The organism is Manganibacter manganicus, assembly GCF_002075885.1.
Taxonomy (GTDB): Bacteria; Pseudomonadota; Alphaproteobacteria; order Rhizobiales; family Rhizobiaceae; genus Mesorhizobium; species Mesorhizobium manganicum.
In genome coordinates this window covers 376,352-393,571 of the sequence record NZ_MDET01000001.1, presented here as the reverse complement: position 1 = coordinate 393,571, position 17,220 = coordinate 376,352, and the positions used below count along the sequence as shown (strand labels likewise).

Annotated in this window: 12 protein-coding genes; 6 read left to right on the top strand and 6 right to left on the bottom strand. The window is 59.1% G+C overall.

Translation table 11 applies throughout. The annotated features are described in order from the left end of the window. The first annotated feature begins 61 nt into the window (after positions 1-61). Entirely contained in the window at positions 62-277 is a 216-nt protein-coding gene (locus tag BFN67_RS01840; RefSeq protein ID WP_080917863.1) for a DUF2842 domain-containing protein, read from the top strand. A 108-nt stretch (positions 278-385) separates the two neighbouring features. Next, entirely contained in the window at positions 386-1,582 is a 1,197-nt protein-coding gene (locus BFN67_RS01835; protein WP_080917862.1) for a GNAT family N-acetyltransferase, read from the top strand. Positions 1,583-1,610: 28 nt separating this feature from the next. On the opposite strand, the gene BFN67_RS01830 is transcribed toward BFN67_RS01835, so the two are convergent. Then, entirely contained in the window at positions 1,611-3,830 is a 2,220-nt protein-coding gene (locus BFN67_RS01830) for a GumC family protein (RefSeq protein WP_080917861.1), read from the bottom strand. Between the two features lie 207 nt (positions 3,831-4,037). On the opposite strand from BFN67_RS01830, the gene BFN67_RS01825 reads away from it, so the two are divergent. The 4 genes from BFN67_RS01825 (at position 4,038) to BFN67_RS01810 (ending at position 8,582) form a co-directional block, all read left to right on the top strand. Further along, positions 4,038-4,601, top strand: coding sequence for a polysaccharide biosynthesis/export family protein (locus BFN67_RS01825; RefSeq protein ID WP_080917860.1), 564 nt, complete (start codon positions 4,038-4,040; stop codon positions 4,599-4,601). A 1-nt stretch (position 4,602) separates the two neighbouring features. After that, positions 4,603-5,739, top strand: a complete 1,137-nt coding sequence (locus tag BFN67_RS01820; RefSeq protein WP_080917859.1) for a glycosyltransferase family 4 protein — start codon at positions 4,603-4,605, stop codon at positions 5,737-5,739. Positions 5,740-5,826: 87 nt separating this feature from the next. Then, positions 5,827-7,362, top strand: coding sequence for an undecaprenyl-phosphate glucose phosphotransferase (locus tag BFN67_RS01815; RefSeq protein ID WP_080917858.1), 1,536 nt, complete (start codon positions 5,827-5,829; stop codon positions 7,360-7,362). Further along, positions 7,359-8,582, top strand: coding sequence for an O-antigen ligase family protein (locus BFN67_RS01810; protein ID WP_080917857.1), 1,224 nt, complete (start codon positions 7,359-7,361; stop codon positions 8,580-8,582). The genes BFN67_RS01815 and BFN67_RS01810 overlap by 4 nt, the downstream gene beginning before the upstream one ends. Positions 8,583-8,620: 38 nt before the next feature. Here the strand turns inward: BFN67_RS01810 and BFN67_RS23815 are convergent, their stop codons facing one another. From BFN67_RS23815 to BFN67_RS01790, 5 genes are all read right to left on the bottom strand, one after another. Continuing rightward, a complete protein-coding gene (locus BFN67_RS23815; RefSeq protein WP_139788983.1) occupies positions 8,621-8,842 on the bottom strand; it encodes a hypothetical protein in 222 nt (73 codons plus the stop codon). 117 nt (positions 8,843-8,959) lie between these two features. Then, a complete protein-coding gene (locus tag BFN67_RS01805) occupies positions 8,960-12,124 on the bottom strand; it encodes an AsmA family protein (protein ID WP_080917856.1) in 3,165 nt (1,054 codons plus the stop codon). Between the two features lie 168 nt (positions 12,125-12,292). Beyond that, positions 12,293-13,615, bottom strand: coding sequence for an O-antigen ligase family protein (locus tag BFN67_RS01800; protein WP_080917855.1), 1,323 nt, complete (start codon positions 13,613-13,615; stop codon positions 12,293-12,295). An 11-nt stretch (positions 13,616-13,626) separates the two neighbouring features. Then, the gene (locus BFN67_RS01795; RefSeq protein ID WP_080917854.1) at positions 13,627-14,799 is read right to left on the bottom strand and encodes a tetratricopeptide repeat protein; all 1,173 of its coding nucleotides are present in this window, start codon (positions 14,797-14,799) and stop codon (positions 13,627-13,629) included. Next, complete coding sequence (locus BFN67_RS01790) at positions 14,774-17,197, bottom strand: GumC family protein (protein WP_080917853.1); 2,424 nt, start codon at positions 17,195-17,197, stop codon at positions 14,774-14,776. Before BFN67_RS01790 ends, BFN67_RS01795 begins: the two co-directional genes overlap by 26 nt. Between the last annotated feature and the right edge of the window lie 23 nt (positions 17,198-17,220).

Sequence of the window (17,220 nt, the reverse complement as noted above, 5' to 3'; positions counted from 1 at the left end):
CCTTGCACCCGGCATCGGCTGGCCTTATGCGATAGCCTTACAAAAGGCAAGATGACTGAATATGCCCATTCGCCTGAAGAAGCTGATCGGAACCATTCTCCTCGTGGCGCTCGTCGTGGTCTATGCCATCGTGGCCACGCTGGTGGCTGTGGCGCGACTGGCCGAAGCCGGCCCCCTCGCCCATTTCCTATTTTTCCTGATAAGTGGATTTCTATGGGTCCTGCCGGCCATGGGCATCATCAAGTGGCTCATTATCGAGCCACCTGCGAAGAATTGACGATTCTCATGCCGATCAATTCTTTCATATTTCGCGGCTAGAGTCCGGACCTGCTAATCTGGCCGGATGACGGGTGATCGGGCCGGCAGCGAGACAGGGCACACACGAATGAGCGGCGCGACGGCGTCAAACCGGCTGGAGAATCTTGCCGAGACCTCCCTGGAGGAGATTTCGGCCACCCTTACTGCGTCCGTAGCAAGCCCTGTGAATACGGCCGCGCTCGCCGCCTATATAGAATTTTGCGAAACGGCGCATTTCGCCCCTGCGCAAAGCCCCGCATGGATCCGCCACTGGGTCGATCAGGTCGCGCCAGACGCCGTGATCGCGACGCTGAATCACCGCGGCAAGCCGGTTCTCATGCTTGCGATGGAAATTATCCACCAAGGCCCTTTCGCGATCGCACGCTTCATGGGCGGCAGCCATGCCAATGGCAATTTTCCGACTAACGACCCGCGGTGGGCCGATGTCGCCGCGATGCCGACAACCCTGCGCCCCTTGTTCAAGGCAATCGCCGGGGCACGACCGGACATCGACCTCATTTCTCTGGAGCGCTTGCAACCCGACCTTAATGGCGTGGCCAATCCCTTGCTGGTTCTGCCCGGCCAGCACAGTCCGAATGTTTCGCTTGCGGTCGATTTAAAGGGCGGCTTCGATGCAGTGCTTTCTCGCATCAGCGGCAAGCGCAAATGCAAGAAGCATCGTTCACAGACCCGTAAATTTGAGGCGCTCGGCGGCTATCGTCGGCTATGCGCCTCCTCGCCCCGAGAGGTGCGGCAGTTTCTCGACACCTTCTTTGCGATGAAGGAAGCACGCTTTCGCCGAATGGGGATTACGGATGTCTTCGCCAGCGCAGACATTCGCCGCTTCTTCACCGCCCTTTTCATCGACGCGCTCGACGAACCAGAGCCATCTTATGTCCTGCACGCGCTTGAAGTTCAAGGCAAGCTCCGGGCCGTCACCGGCTCCAGTCGCTCCGCGAAGCGCCTGATTTGCGAATTCGGAGGCATATCGGAAGACGAAACGACCCCGATCGGGCCTGGCGATTTCTTGTTCTTCGAAAATATCAGGGAAGCGTGTGAACAGGGCTTCGACACTTACGACTTCTCGGTCGGAGACGAGCCGTACAAGCGGCAATGGTGCGACACCGAAACCTGGCAGACGGACGTACTGGTACCGCTCACCGCAAAGGGCCAGATGCTGGCTTTCACTCTGCGTCGTACGGCCCGGCTGAAATCCATGGTCAAGAACAGTCCCGCGATCTGGAGATTCGTAAAGCGACTGCGCAAAAACACCGGCCCTCGCTGAACCGGCGTTTTCTCGACGAACGACACCGCTATGCTGCGGAGCGTCCCGGTATTGGCGTCCCCGGTGTCTCACCGCCAACCGGCGTGACCAATATCAAATCCGGATAGCCATTCTCGATCAACGACACGGCAGCTTCGGTGACTGCATCGGTTGGTTCCAGCACGCTGACCAGCACAACAGTGCCGTCGCCATCAGCCAACCTGCGAATTGCCCAGGCGTCTGTCGGGCCACACTCCACCGCCACCAGATCGTAGGCTGTGGCCAACGATTGCATGATGATTGGCAACCGATCGGCCGCACGCATGGCGCGCACGGGGTCGGCAGTGCCGACGGGGATAACATGGCAATCGGAATAATGATCGGAATGGATCACGTCGCTGAACTGGGCTTGCGAAGCCAGCAAATTGGTGATGCCCGGAAACAGGGCGCTGTCCAGCATGGCGCGGGATGCCGCACCCGACGCCGTGAGATCGAGCAAAAGCACACGCCAGCCGGCATCAGCCACCGCGCGCGCCACCAGAATGGAACTCGCCGCCGCTTCGTCGCCTTCCGGCGAGACGAAAAGCGCGCGGCGCGCGCGCCCCGAGATCAGCTTTTCAGCAGCGCCGTCAATATTGACCTCGCCAAGGCTGGAGTTGGCGAGCGGGATATTATTTTCCAGTTGACGAGTCGCGTCGGCATCCGGCTGCCTTGCATCTTCAACAATAGCTGCCGCCGGTTCCTGTTCGGATTCGACCTCTGTCCGGGAATCGGGCTTCGGCTCGATGATTGGGGTGGCGGGTATTTCGACCGTCTCCGGCTCCGAGACTGGCATATTCACCTGTTCGACATCAGCGAAACGCGCGCCGGGCGCTGGACGCATGGCCCGACCCGAAAACAGCTCGCGCAGCAGCGTGCCGACCGCCATCAGCAACAATGAAGCAGCAAAAGCCGCACCAACAATAGGCACGATCTTAGGAAAATAGGGTTGAGCCGGGATGATCGCCCGCGAAAACACCCGCGCATCGACAGGCAGGTAATTACGGTCCTGCCGCGATGCCGCCTCGCGATAACGCGTCATATAGGATTCCAGCAATTGCCGCTGGGCGGTCGCCTGGCGCTGCAACGCGTTCAACTCGACCTGCTCTTCACCGGCCCGCGCCGAGGCAGCCTTCAGCTTGTTGACCTCGGCAATGAGTTGGTCTTCGCGGGACTGCGCGGTCTTGGCCTCGGTTTCGAGGCTTGCCAGCACCTTCTGCGCTTCCACTTGGATTTGCCGGTCAAGGTCGGCAAGTTGCGCACGCAAGCCCCGAATGCGCGGATGATTGTCGAGCAGCGTGGTGGACAAATCGGCAATCTCCGACTTGATCTCGACTTGCCGCTCGCGCAGACGTTGGATGAGGCTCGAAGACAACACCGCCGGGATGGCACCCAGGGAACTGCCTCCATTCAGCGCATTTCGCACACTGTCGGCCGTCGCCTCTGCCGAGGCTCGGCTGGCGCGCACCCGCGACAATTCGCTGGAAATTTCCGAAAGCTGCTGGGTAGCCAGCACCGCATTGTTCTGACCGATCAGGAGATCGGAACTGGCGCGATAGTCGGCGACCTTGGCTTCGGCGTCCTTCACCTTCCTGGAAAGATCAGCGATTTCCGGGGCCAGCCATTCCGTCGCCGCAGTGTTGGATTGCAGCTTGGCGTGGCCCTGCATCGCGATATAGGCATCGGCTATAGCGTTAGGCACCTCGGCAGCCAGCCGGGGATCCTGCGACGAGAATTGAATGACGATAACACGTGAGTTTTCAACATTATAGACGCTAAGCTTCTCGCGAACTTTCTTCAGGACGCGCTCATCCGCCGTTGTTTCACCCGCATCGGTCTGGAGGCCGACGGCCGTCATCAACCGACCGAGCGCCGACACTTTCGCACCGTCGAACTCCGGCAGTTTTGCCAGCCCTAGCTTTTCCGCAACCTGCTTGAGTATATCAGTCGAACCTATCAACTGAACCTGACTGGCCACCCCCTCCGCATCGAGGATGGGACGGTCGCTGTCAGCGCCGGCATTGGGGCGGGTGAAGACGGACTCGCGCGTCTCGATCAGGAGACGCGCTTCGGACTGGTATTGCGGCGTAGCGAACCACGCCGCGAGAAAGGCAATTCCCGCCACGGTGATGCCGACCAGGAGAATACGCAGCGAATTTCGTCCAAGGCTCGCAAAAAGCGCGCCCAGATCGACATCGAGGTCGGCCGCCGCCGATTGATTGCCTGACATTGCCTGCTTCCCGACGAGAGTCGGAACGCACCGTAAACAAGTATGGTAACTCCCGAGTTAATGCCGGTGGCGCGGAGAGTACGCAGCAGTGGCGGCTCGTAGCCGCTTTACCTTTACCGGGCATTAACCCTAACAGGAGGATAACAAGCGCAATTATTAAGCCTGCTGCGACACTCACGGCGGCCAGCCGAAGGTTATGACCCGGTCATGAAACGCACCGCTGCCCTGCTACGCGCTCTTGCCGCCGTCTCGTTGCTGGCGGGATGTTCCAGTTACCGTCCGGCACCGCCCGCCTTCCATGCAGTGCTGGCGCAACCCTATCATCTCGGCGCCGGCGATCAGGTGCGTGTGACCGTCTTCGAGCAGGATGGACTGTCCAATACCTACAGCGTCGATCAGTCGGGCTATATTTCATTCCCGCTTGTCGGTGCGGTTCCGGCGCGAGGCCATACCACGAAACAGCTTGAACGCGAGATCGCGAATAAACTGCGCCAGGGCTACATCCGCGATCCCGATGTATCGGTGGAGGTCGCGCGCTACCGGCCTGTCTTCGTCATGGGTGAAGTCGGGGCCGCCGGTCAATACTCCTATGTTCCGGGCCTCACCGTCCAGAAAGCGGTAGCCATGGCTGGCGGTTACAGCCCACGAGCCAATCAGGAAAGCGTCGATATCACCCGAGACCTCAACGGTAAGGTCCTGACAGGCCGCGTCGCCACGTCCGATCCTTTGATGCCTGGCGACACCGTCTACGTTCGTGAACGCCTCTTCTGACGTGTCAAACGGAAAACTCCGGATCGTTCACTGCTTCCGCGCTCCGGTTGGCGGCGTCTTTCGCCATGTGCGGGATTTGGCGGCGGCACAAGCGGCGGCGGGCCATTCGGTTGGTATCGTTTGCGATTCCAGCACCGGCGGCGACTTCGAGGAAAAATTGTTCGCCGCCATGGGCGACTGCCTCGCGTTGGGCGTCCATCGAATCGCCATGCAGCGCCATGTCGGACCAAGCGATATCGCCTCTGCATGGCGCAGCTTTCAGATCATCAGGAAATTGCGGCCGGATGTGCTGCATGGTCATGGCGCGAAGGGCGGCGTTTTTGCCCGTCTGTTCGGCTCACTGTTGCGGGTTCCACGGTCTCGCGTGGCCCGTCTTTATTCGCCGCATGGCGGCAGCCTCCACCATGATGAGGCATCACTGGCAGGAAAGTTCTACTTTACGTTGGAACGCGCCATGTGCCGGCTCACCGATACACTGCTGTTCGTCTCCGAATATGAACGACAGACCTATATTCGAAAGATCGGCAAACCCCGCGTGCCGAATACCCTGATCTATAACGGCATACAGCCCGGCGAATTTGAGCCCGTTCCCGCGCGGCCGGGCGCCGCCGATCTTCTTTACATCGGAACGATGCGCGACCTGAAAGGGCCGGACATTTTCATCGACGCCGTTGCAATGGCCCAAACACAGTTGGGCCGCAATGTCACGGCTGTGATGGTCGGCGACGGCGCCGATCTCCCACGTTATAAAGCGCGGGTTGCGCAACATGGCCTCACCGATCGCGTTCGCTTCCTGCCATCGATGCCGGCGCGTGACGCCTTTGCGCTCGCACATCTGGTCGTCGTTCCCTCACGCGCGGAGGCTATGCCCTACATCGTGCTGGAGACACTTGCCGCAGGCAAGCCAATGATAGCAACGGCGGTTGGCGGCATACCGGAAATCTTCGGCATCAACTCCCCGGCGCTGGTCCGGCCCGATCCTGCTTCCTTGGCCGAAAAGATCGCCGCCGCTCTGCCCGACCTCGATGCCTACAGCAGGATGATGCCTCAACCCGTTGAAGTGAAATCTCATTTTGGTACCGACGTCATGGCGGCGGCTATCGAGCGAGCCTACTTCGGCGCGCTGCAACGGAACTGATTCAAAGCGACCGATTGTTTCAAGGGTTTTTTAGCCCTCCCGTGCTAACGCTCGATAAGCGCTAGCGAATGTTTCCGTGGTACTTCCATGAATGAGATAGATCCGGCCAGCCGCTTCTCCATGGAGGCGGTGCGCAAATTCGAAATCCCGGACGAAGATCAATCCTCCTCGGGGTTAAACAATGTCGCCCGCAAGGTCGCCTCGCAGTATCGCCGAGACACCATGTCGCCTGTCATGGTCAGCGGCATCCTCCGATTGGTGGAATTCGCTCTGCTTTTCCTCTCGGGCATCGTCGTCTATTTCGGATGTATCGGCTTCTTCAGCTACCTTCCCTGGCAATATGCCTTGATTATTTTCGGCATGTCCGCGTTGACAGTAACACTGCTGGAACTGTCCGAGTGTTACCAGGTGCCGGCATTGATGCGTCCCGCCACCAATTTCGGCCGTATCCTGCTGGCTTGGGCTGCCAGTTTCGCACTCACCGCACTCGGCGCCTTTGTCCTCAAGATGTCGGAGGATTATTCGCGCCTGATGTTCGGCATCTGGTTCGTCGCCGGCTTCGTTGTCGTCTTCGGATTACGCCTTGTCATGGCGCACTTGATCCGAAATTGGGCACGCAACGGCAGCATGGAGCGTCGCGCCATTATCGTTGGCGGCGGCAAGGCCGCGGAATCACTTATCCGCTCGGTCGAACGGCAACCTTACAACGATATTCGTATCTGCGGTATCTTCGATGACCGCGACGACACCCGATCGCCGCCCATTGTCGCTGGCTATCCCAAACTCGGCACCATCTCCGAACTGATCGAATTCGCACGCATCGCCCATATCGACATGATGATCGTATCGTTGCCGATCACAGCCGAGCGGCGCGTTCTGCAACTCTTGAAGAAGTTGTGGGTGCTGCCGGTGGATATCCGGCTTTCGGCGCATTCCAACGCGCTCCAATTCCGTCCCCGCGCCTATTCGCATATCGGTTCGGTGCCGATGCTCGATATCTTCGACAAGCCGATCAACGACTGGGATTCGGTGGCCAAACGTGCCTTCGACATCGTCTTCAGCCTGCTCGGCATTCTCGTGTTTTCACCGATCATGCTTGCGACAGCCATTGCCATCAAGCTCGACTCGAAGGGGCCTGTTCTGTTCAAGCAGAAGCGCCATGGCTTCAACAACGAGATCGTCGAGGTCTTCAAGTTCCGCTCGATGTACACCGACAAGGCGGACCCTTCAGCACGCAATGCCGTCACCAGGAACGACCCACGTGTCACGCGCGTCGGTCGCTTCATCCGCAAGACCTCGATCGACGAATTGCCACAATTCTTCAACGCGCTGGTCGGCTCCCTTTCGCTGGTCGGCCCTCGCCCGCACGCAGTTGCAGCCCAATCGCACAACCGGCTTTATTGCGAGGTGGTCGAAGGCTATTTCGCGCGCCATCGCGTCAAGCCGGGCGTGACGGGTTGGGCGCAGATCAATGGTTGGCGCGGCGAAGTCGATAATGACGACAAAATCCGCATGCGCACCGAATACGACCTTCAGTATATCGAGAACTGGTCGCTGCTGTTCGACCTCAAGATTCTGTTCCTGACGCCCATCCGCCTGCTCAATACGGAAAACGCCTATTGAGCGCGCTGACCCATGAACTACCGCCGGCCGCGATCAACGCCAAGCTGATCGCGCTCATCACCAGCGGCGCCGTATTCCTCGGAATTTTCCTGTCCGGCTTCGTGATCGACGAGCCCGCGCCCTATGACCTCTATCTGGCAGGCCTGATTGTGACATGGGCGCTGTTCGGGCTGCGCATCTCACGCCCCGTCACGCCGCTTCTGACGCTTCTGGTGCTTTTCAACATCGGCGGCATGCTTGCCATGACCCAGATGGCAGACCTGGCGCAGACACCGCTCTATCTGGCCGTATCGCTGTTTCTTGCCCTTTCGGCCGTCTTCTCCGCCCTCATCATCGAAGCGCGTCCCGATTTCTATCGCCTGATCTTCGTTGCCTATGTGGCTTCGGCGGTTATGACGGCGCTGCTCGGCATAGCCGGTTATTTCAACATGTTCCCCGGCTCCGACATCTTCACCAGATATGACCGCGCCACCGGCGCCTTTCAGGACCCCAATGTCTTCGGGCCATTCCTGGCGCTTCCGGGCATCTATCTGCTTTACCTGCTGTTGACCGGCCCTGCCCGGCGCATACCCTTGCTGGCATTGCCGCTGCTCATCATCTGCGGCGGCATCTTCTTTTCCTTCTCGCGCGGTGCCTGGGGTCTCTTTGCCGTATCCGCGGTCTTGCTTGCCGGCCTTCTATTCCTGCAAAGCCGCAGCGGTCGCTTCCGTCTGCGCATCATTGTCATGGCGATCGTCGCGATAGCCCTCATCCTGATCGCGATGATTGCCGTCTTGCAAATTCCCGGCGTGGCCGACATGCTCTCGACCAGAGCCAAACTTGAACAGGACTACGATGCGGCGCGGATGGGCCGCTTCGCCCGCTATTCAATTGGTTTCATGCTGGCCCTGGAACACCCTTTAGGCATCGGCCCGCTGGTCTTCGGCAAGATATACGGCGAAGACACACATGATATCTGGCTGAAGACACTGATGGATTATGGCTGGCTGGGCTTCGTTTCCTACCTCGCCCTGACCTGCTGGACCTTGGCCGCCGGCTTTCGGCTTTTGCTACGAAACCGACCGTGGCAGCCTTATGTGCTGTGTGCCTACATCGTCTATGTCGGCCACATCGCCCTTGGCACTATCATCGATACCGACCATTGGCGCCATTTCTATCTGTTGCTTGGCTTGATTTGGGGCGGCATCGCACTGGAATACCGCTATCAGCGCGGAGGGTGACAGTTTTTCGTCAGAAACAGAAAGATCGAAGTGACCGATTATTGAACAGGCACTTCGTCCCCGTCCACAGCGCGAAGCCTTAACTGTTCCGCCACAAGCACCAGTACGGCGTCGACAACATGGTTTCGATCCCATCCGGCAGCCACGGCCAGTTCAAGTAATTTCGTGACTGAAGGCTCCAGGGCGAACTGGCAATCTCTTTGGTAGTTGGGATGAGTAAGAGGATGATCAGGTGGATTGATCCGGTTCTTACTTGTCATTCTCGGTCCACTTAAGGTCGCTCCTCCAGCCCTTTGCGCTCGCAATAGTTGCGCGCTGCGTCCGCTTCGTCAATCTCGCCAAAAGGTACAGCGTTAATGACCTGTGCGGCTAAGGAATTAACGCAAAAGCTGATCGAGAAGAGAACCGATTTCGCCCTTTGGCGAAGCGTCCGGTACTGACGACTCTTGTGGCACCGCCGGGCTCGCCGCAGGTTGCATCGAAGTTCCGGCCTGGCCTTGTTGGGCTGCCTCCGTACCTGCATTCGGGGCGACGCCCGGCGACGGTTCTGGTTTTGCAGCTTTCCCCTTGATGAGATCGCCGATGATCGCCTTGGCGGCACTTCCGGCATCGCTTTGACCAGCACCTGGCTGGCCCTCGTCCTGCTGTCCGGTGCTCTGGCGCTGCCCCGACAAGGCACCGCCTATGATATCGGCCAATCCCGAGCCCGTGCCGTTGCCGGCGTCATTCCCGCCGCCCTTGATCAGATCGCCGATCAGGTCGGCGGCTCCCTTGCCGCCGCTGCCTGAGCCCGCTTGCCCTGGAAGCAATTTGTCGAGATTGAGCTTTTCGGTCGGCAGGCCGAGCCGGCTCAACATCTCCAATGCTCCCTTCGGATCCTTCATAAGCTTGCGCAAATCGGGATAGATTCGAGGTGCCGAAAGCGAGCCATCGACTATGACCGGCACGCCTATGCCCTTTGCTTCGACATTTCCACCCTGTCCGGACAGTGAGGCGACAACCCGCGGGTTAAGATGAATTTCGAGCGTCTGCCCGGCGAGATCGATCGTGCCCGCGCCGTCCATTCGCACAAGCGGGCCAAGCAAGCTGATATCATTCGTTTCGGCGATGCCGTTCTTTATGGCAAAGGAGGCGCCAAGTTCAGTGAACGTCGTCTTCTTACTTTCGTCCTGCTTGAAGCCGCTGGCAAGCAGTCCGACCAGATTGTTGTAGACTTCCGCAATGTCTATGCCGCGCAACGCGCCGTCGCTGAACTTCACCGACGCGTTGCCGTCGAGCGAGCGCCGCAAGGCCATGGTGGTTTTTCCGGCTCCCGAAATAGCGATCGTCGTATTGAGCTTGCCCTCGAGTCGGTCGAAGCCGGCGGCATCGTCAAGCAGCGGTGCCGCGGCCACACCGGCAATCGCCATGTCGAGCTTGATTGCCGGAACCTCTCCTGATCCGTCCGCCGACATCTCAGCCGTGACTGTGCCGCCGTAAAACGGACTTTGCGACACAGTCAGATCGGCAACTCCGTCCCTGATGACCAGCGTGGTTTTCACGGGTCCGGCAAAGACCTTGCCGTAACCGATCTTGTCGGCAGCAACATCGATCTTTGCATCCAGCCCTTTTAGAAAAGAAAGATCGAGGGGCGCATCGCCAGGCCTTGAGGATTTTTGCTTTGTGCCCGCAGTGCCCTCTGCCTCGCCGGCAAGGGCCGCAAAATCGAGCTTCTCGAAATTGAGCGACGTGCGGATATCGAGCGGCGTTCCAAGTTTGAGAGATCCCTCGCCCGATGCCTTCACCCCATTCAAAGCGACGTTCGTCTTCGAAAATGTCACGCCTTGTGGACTGGCGTCTACGGTGCCCTTGAAATCGAAGGCCTGCAAACCGCCGGCACCATTTTGGCCAAGCCATTTCAGGAGTCGATCCACCGATGGCGATGCTGCGGAAACCTGTCCCTTGAATGTACCGGCGCCGCTCACAGTACCGTTCACGCTGGCGCGCAAGTAATTCGATGCGACAGAAAGACTGACCGGCCCTGATGCCTCGGCGATAGAGGAACTGGACAGGAAATCGGCCGGAGCGAGCTGCGACTGGAAAGCCACTTCCTGGCCCTGCCAGGTGAGTTTTCCCACCAGATCGACAGGTTTGCCGATATCTCTGATTTTCATGTCCGCGTTCAGCCCGGTGATGTCGCCGGGCGGCTGGGCGTCATTGCCGGCAAGCGCCGCCATCGAAACTTCGCCCTGTCGGATACCTACGGTCCCGCTCAGATTGAGGCTTTCGCGCAACCGTTCGGTCGTTAGTCCGCGAAAGGCAAAAGCCGTATTGACAGTCACCTTTCCCGTCATGGGAACAGCCTGCCCGAGCAGTTTCGCCATTGCGCCGATATCAAGGCCCGAACTGACGATCTTGCCCTGCATGACAGGCACAGCCTTGCGCACGTCAGTCGAGACCGATGCGGCAATGCTGCCGGCATCGAGGCCAAGATGCTCCAGCTTCGCTTCAAGCTGCCCGTTATCCAGGGTTCCCGAAAGTTGGACGTTGGATGCCGTAAGCGCGCCGCTGACCAGTTGCTCGATCGTGACGCTAATATCGGCATCGATATTCGACAACATGAGCAGGTTTGGTTCGCCAGAACTGCCGGTGGACGCGGGTGTCTCGCTCTCGTCTGCGTCACCAGCCTCGGCCAAGGCTCCGATGTCGACACGTTTCGCCGTCAGATCGGCCAGAAAGCGAGACCGCTCTCCGGGTTGAAACAGCACATCCAACTGGAAAGCCTGACCGCCAAGATCGAATTTCCCGCCTCTGATCTGATAGCTGCCATTTGCGTTCAGACGAATTTCACCGCTGGCGCTAATCGCGGCAACGAGAGGAGATGGCGCACGCTCGATTGCCGCCTCAAGGGAAATTTTTGCCGGTTGCCGCTGAAGGATGGGTCTGAGTGCCGAGAGCGTCCCATCCAGTTCCATGCGCCGCCCATCTTGCGTGGCCGCCAGCGAGAAGGCGACCTCCCGGTCGAGATCCGGTGCTTTCAAATCCACATCGATCCCACTGATCGTGCTCGAGTTTCCCGCACCGCCAACGGTGGTCAGACTGCCGTTTTCAATCGTGATGCGATTGACCGCCAATCGCTCCAGCGTGTCGACAAGCGAGGCAAAAGGATCGATCTTCGTCTTGTCGGATGGCGCCTGCCGCGCTTCCGCCTTCGATGCGGACGAAGTGATCGTGACAGCCGGATCAACGAGTGCGATGGACTGAATCTCGAACTTGTCAGACCATAGCGAGGACATCGTGATCGCGGTCGAAAACCCGGGCACCACGATGGAAACATCGCCCTCGCCGGTCGCTACGCTGACGTCCTTGGCAACCACCGCCAGGCCGGGCAGGAATGACAACCGCACCGGCCCTTCCAGCCTGATATCCATGCCGCTTGCCGACGACAATTGCCGCCCCAATTCGGAGCGCGCCCAGTCAGTCGAGATCAGCGTGGGAAGGACGAACAGCAGCCCGACAGCGACGGTCGCGACGATAATAAGCGAGGCGGCAATTTTTTTCATGTCGATCAGCCAGCATGATCGGAAAGAATCAAGTCCGGATGACCATACAACAGCGCGCGCCGGTTTTCATAACCGCCCCGCCTTCGGCCCGATGCGTCTTGCTCCAGTAATGAAGCGATGTGGGACGGAATGCCACGACAATCGGGGCGCAATGTTGGGCAATTACAATTATGGCGGCAAGATCTCGGGCGGCAGACGATCATCATCTGTCGGCGGCTGCATCCCCACATCGGCAAAGAACAAGGCATTGAAGAAGGCGAAAATCATCGCGACCGCCATGGTTCGCAAGGAATAGTCCACCAGCGAATGCAGCAGGATGACGACGATTGAGAGCAGTGCAAGGCGTTGCAGAGGGCGTTTGCCGACCCGAATTGCTCGCATCACCACCGCAGCGGCATAGATGCATAGAATGATGCCGGCGGAGACCCCGCCCTCGAGCAGCAGTTCCAGAAAATCGTTATGGGCATGGTTGACATATTGGACATGCACCATGTCGCGGGTTTCATAAAACGGATAAACCAGATCGAACGTGCCAAAGCCGGTGCCCCACAGCCAGTTGCCCTGAATGGCGCGCCAGGTGGTAAGCGCGAATTCCCGGCGCCCGAAATCAGGGTCGAGCTGTTCGGCACCCATATGGATGAAAGCGCCATAGCCATAGGCAATAAAACCGGCGGCCAATGCCAAAAGGACGATGGTGCCGACACGGCCTCGCCAGATCAGCGCGCCGACGGAAACGGCGACCACGCCCATGCCGATCAGGATACCGGCACGCGAGCCGGCAGCCAGCAGGACGAGGAAGATCAGCACCAGCAGAATGGTCGCGAGCGCCGGTCGGCCGCGGAAGAAGCCGAAATAAACGATAAGCGGGATGCTCGAAAACACCAGCGTCGAAAAATGGTTCACATTGGCGAACATGCCGACCATGACGCTGTAGCCGAGAAGATCGCCCAGGGTGGTGTTGCCGCTGAACGAATATTGCAGGCCGGCGGCGATCAGATTGCAGATCAGGCCGATGACGAAGAACGGCAACAGGCCAGCGAGGTTTTCGTGCGACAGGCTGGTCGCGGCCATGAAGAACAGGATCGGCACCAGCGCAAATATCACCGCCTCGATCGTGCGCGCCACGCTGAGGCTGATGGGCGCGGAGTCGATGGCCGGAAGGTCTGAATTGACGAATGGCAACAGGGCGGCGGGCCGGCCCCACTCAAGGGTCGAGACCGGAAGCGGCAACAATTGCACAATGCCGGCGAGCAGAACCAGCGCCCCCACGAAAAGGCCCCAACGCGCGGCCCTGGATGAGGCGCCGCCCAGCAGCACATAGGTGGAGCCGGCGATGATAAGCACCTGGAGAATGGCATCGACCAGAACGCCACGCTGCGTGGCGCCGCCGACAAGCAGGCAGGCCAGCAGGCACAAGCCCAGAACGATGCGCCGGCTGCGCCCTTCTTGCCCGATGGCGGCAGGCGCTGCGGATAAAGCCGATTCAGTCATGCCGGATGCGCTCACGACTGCACCATCGAAATGCGGATGTTCTGGAACAGGATGCGGCCGCTATAGCGTTCGCTCCAGCTTTCGGCGATCGCATTGGTGCGCAGGCTCAGCATCTGGATCGGACAGTTGTGCGGAACCGAGAATGGCGCGCTGACAACCCTTTCCTTGTAATCGCCAGGCGGCACGTCGAGCCGCAGTATAGTCTTGCCCGGATCGCGGCAATCCAGGCTCCATGTCAGGCCCTTGGGCAATTTGGCGGCAAAAGCCGACGCTTCGAACGCGATTTCGTAATCGCCGGACGGAAGCATGATATATTGCTCGATGCCGACCCGTAGCACCGGCGTCTCATTAAACACCAGAGACAGCCCCTCGCCGGACTGGCTCAAGTCGCCGCCAGCAGGCAAGGTCAGCGTCGTGCCGGGCTGCTGGCGAATGGACCAGTCGAACACCCGGCCCGATGGTTCTTGCCGGAAAGCGCCATCAAAGACGAATCCGGAAAGGTCCTTTTCCTCAGGTGCCAGCGTCAGCAGAAACGTGCGATAGGCGAGATCATATTGCTTGTGCCTCAGCAGGCTCGACAGAACCCGCGCCGTTTCGGGCCGCGTCGGCGGCATGGGGGTGACGGCAAGGTCGCGGATAAGGCGTGCGGCAAAATCCGGCCCTTTTGTCGGCCCCGCGCTCAGCGCGTTGATCAGACGCCTCCGCCATGGCGGATCATCGCCAAGCCGCGCCAGCAGCATCGCGTAGGCATCCGGGCTCGAGTAGATGGCCGGCAGGGCTGGCGCCAGCGGCTCGATCCGGTCTGGCCAGCGCCGGAACAGAACGTCGAGCTGATCTGTCGCCTTTCTGTAATTCTGCTTTCCAATATCCCGCTCGATCGCCCATTGCAGGGCATGTATTTCGGTCTTGGCCAGAAGCAGCGCATGGTCGAACAGGGCGTAGGCGGCATCGTCTTGCCCGCGCCGACGCATGATCTCGCCAAGCAGACTGTAGATGCGGGCGTCTCCGGCATTGAGCGGGATGGCCGCACGAACATCCTGCTCTATCGTCTTGAACTGACCATTATCGTCGCCCTTACCGAGCGCCTCCACGCCCCATGCCACCACCGCGTCCGCATTCAGCGGATAAAGCTTGAGTGCCAGTTGCGGATTTGTCTGCTCAAGTCGCCGACTTGATGCGATCACCAAGATTGCGAATATGCCGGCGCATGCGGTGAGACATAGCAGCAAACGACCAGATTTTCGCATGTTCGGTCGCTGTTCCTTCCTTCGCTCCCTCATCACCCCCTTTCCTGCCTCCTTCCCGAAGCCCATCTCCGATCTTGTTTTCGATCTTCGGCGTAGCCTCGCCATAATTGTAGTAGTGGTAGTTCAGGTATTTGTAGCTGTAGTTATAGTCGAGCTTGCCAACCGCGAACTTGGTGAAGACCGCGCCGATCACATTGGCTCCGGAAGCCCGGAGGCGCTTCAGCGCCGCGCGCGCTGCCTTGCGTGTCACCTGATTGAACGAGACCACCACCAGCGTCGCCTCAGCCAGCCGGCTGAGGATCGGCGCGTCGGACAAGCCGATAATGGGCGCCGAGTCGATCAGCACGATGTCGTAGGTCCTGGCGAGCTTCTGCAAAAGCAGGCCCATACGCGTCGAAGAGAGAAGATCGGCCGGATTGGGCGGAACCATTCCGGCGGTGATGACGCTGACATTCGGCTTGGCCTGTTTGATGAGCTTCGGCAGATCGTTTTTGTTGATGGTGCTGGTCAGCACGTTGCTGAGGCCGATAGCATTGTCGACCTTAAAGACACGATGGATGCTGGGCTTGCGCAAATCCGCATCGATGACCAGCACCCTGGCGCCAAGTCCTGCGAAATCCTCCGCCAGCTTGTAAACGGTGGTCGACTTGCCTTCGGAAGGCTCGGAGCTGGTAATAAGCAAGGTGCGCGGCGCGCCCTGCTCGCCCGAAAACTGCAGCGAGGTCCGCAAGGACCTGTAGGCTTCCGACAGGCCGGACTTCTGGTCCGAGATGGCGCGGCTGAATTCATACTCATCGACGGCCGGAACAATCCCAAGAATCGGCAGATGCAGTTCCTTCTCGACCTGCTCCGGATTGGCGAAGGTGTTGTTGAGCAGTTCGAGAATGTAGATGATCGCCGCGCCAAGCGTCATCGACAGCAGCAGCCCTATGGCTACATTGAGGGCAAGTCGGGGCGAGTAAGGGCCGCGCGGCAGGACCGCGAGATCGGCAATGGCGGCGTTCTGGTTCCTCAGTTCGGAACCGACATCGACTTCGTTCAGCTTGGAGATCAGGCTGTCATATTGCGAGCGGTTTGAATCGACCTCCCGCTTCAGGATCGTATATTGGATGTTCTTATCCTGGAAAGCTGACTGCTCATCCTCCAGTTCAGCCAGCTTGGCCTTCAAATCGCTGACCTTGGTCTGTGTCTCGGCGTATTTAAGGCGAATTGAATCGGTGATCGCCTTGACGCCCAGATCAAGCTGCTTGTCGATCTCGCGGATCTGCGAGCTAAGCTGCTGCATTTCCGGAAAATCCGGCTTGAACAAAGCCAGCTTCTGCTGGTACTCGGCATTCAGTATGGCTGACTTCTCGCGCAGTTTCCCTAAGCCCTCGCTCTTGAGCACCTGCTCCAGACTGGCGCCCTGACCATTGTCGATCTGCTGAACAAGACGGCCATAATCGAGATTTTCCTGGACAGCTTCCGCCAGCGCCTTGTTGATCTCGGTCAGGTTTGCCGCAATCAGGGAATTATCGCTTCCCGTAACAGTGATGCCCGCCTTCTTGGCGTAATCGACGAGCGCTTCTTCCGATTTCTGGAGCCGCTGCTTGACCTGTATCACCTGCTCCTGAATAAATTTTCGGGCTTGCGAAGACGTGTCGCTCGCCTGATCGACGCGCTGGTCGATATAACTTTGCGCCACCTGGTTGGCGACTTCATAGGCGTATTTCGGCTTCTGGTCGGAATAGGTGATGGAAAGCAGGCTGGTGTTGGGAATTAGGTCAACCGTCAGATTCTTGAGAACCCTGTCCACCGCCATGCGTGCCCGCTGTTCGGGCGTGTATTTTGAAAGATCATCACCATTCCCCGCGATGCCAAAGGCACGGCTCAGCAGGTTTACAGGTGAGAAACTGGCATTGGGAAACAGGAAATCCTCGCGCTCGCTCAGACCCAGGGCAAAAACGACGCGCTGCGCCAATGAGCGGCTCGACAGTTTCTCACGCGCGGTCAGGAAGGCGCGCATGTCGCTGCTCTCGGCCGTGACTTCGATATCCTGAAAAACCTTGGCCGACGGCATCAGGACTTCCAGTTGCGCGGTCGCCCTGTAGCGCGGCGTCATCATCATGGTGATCGCCAGTGCGCTCACCAATCCCACGGCCACCAGCGTGGCAAGCAGCCAACGATAGTGAATGACATAAAGAAACAGGCGCAGGACATCTATTCCCCCTTCCTGTTGGGGTGGCTCATAGGCGTAGTCCTGGATCAGCAAGCGCGGATCGTCATAGCCGCCCGCCAGGGCAAGCGGCCCATTGCCCCCATGAGGGGCGCCAATATGGCGTTGGCGATCAAGCATTGATGTTGTCCATTCCCCGCATA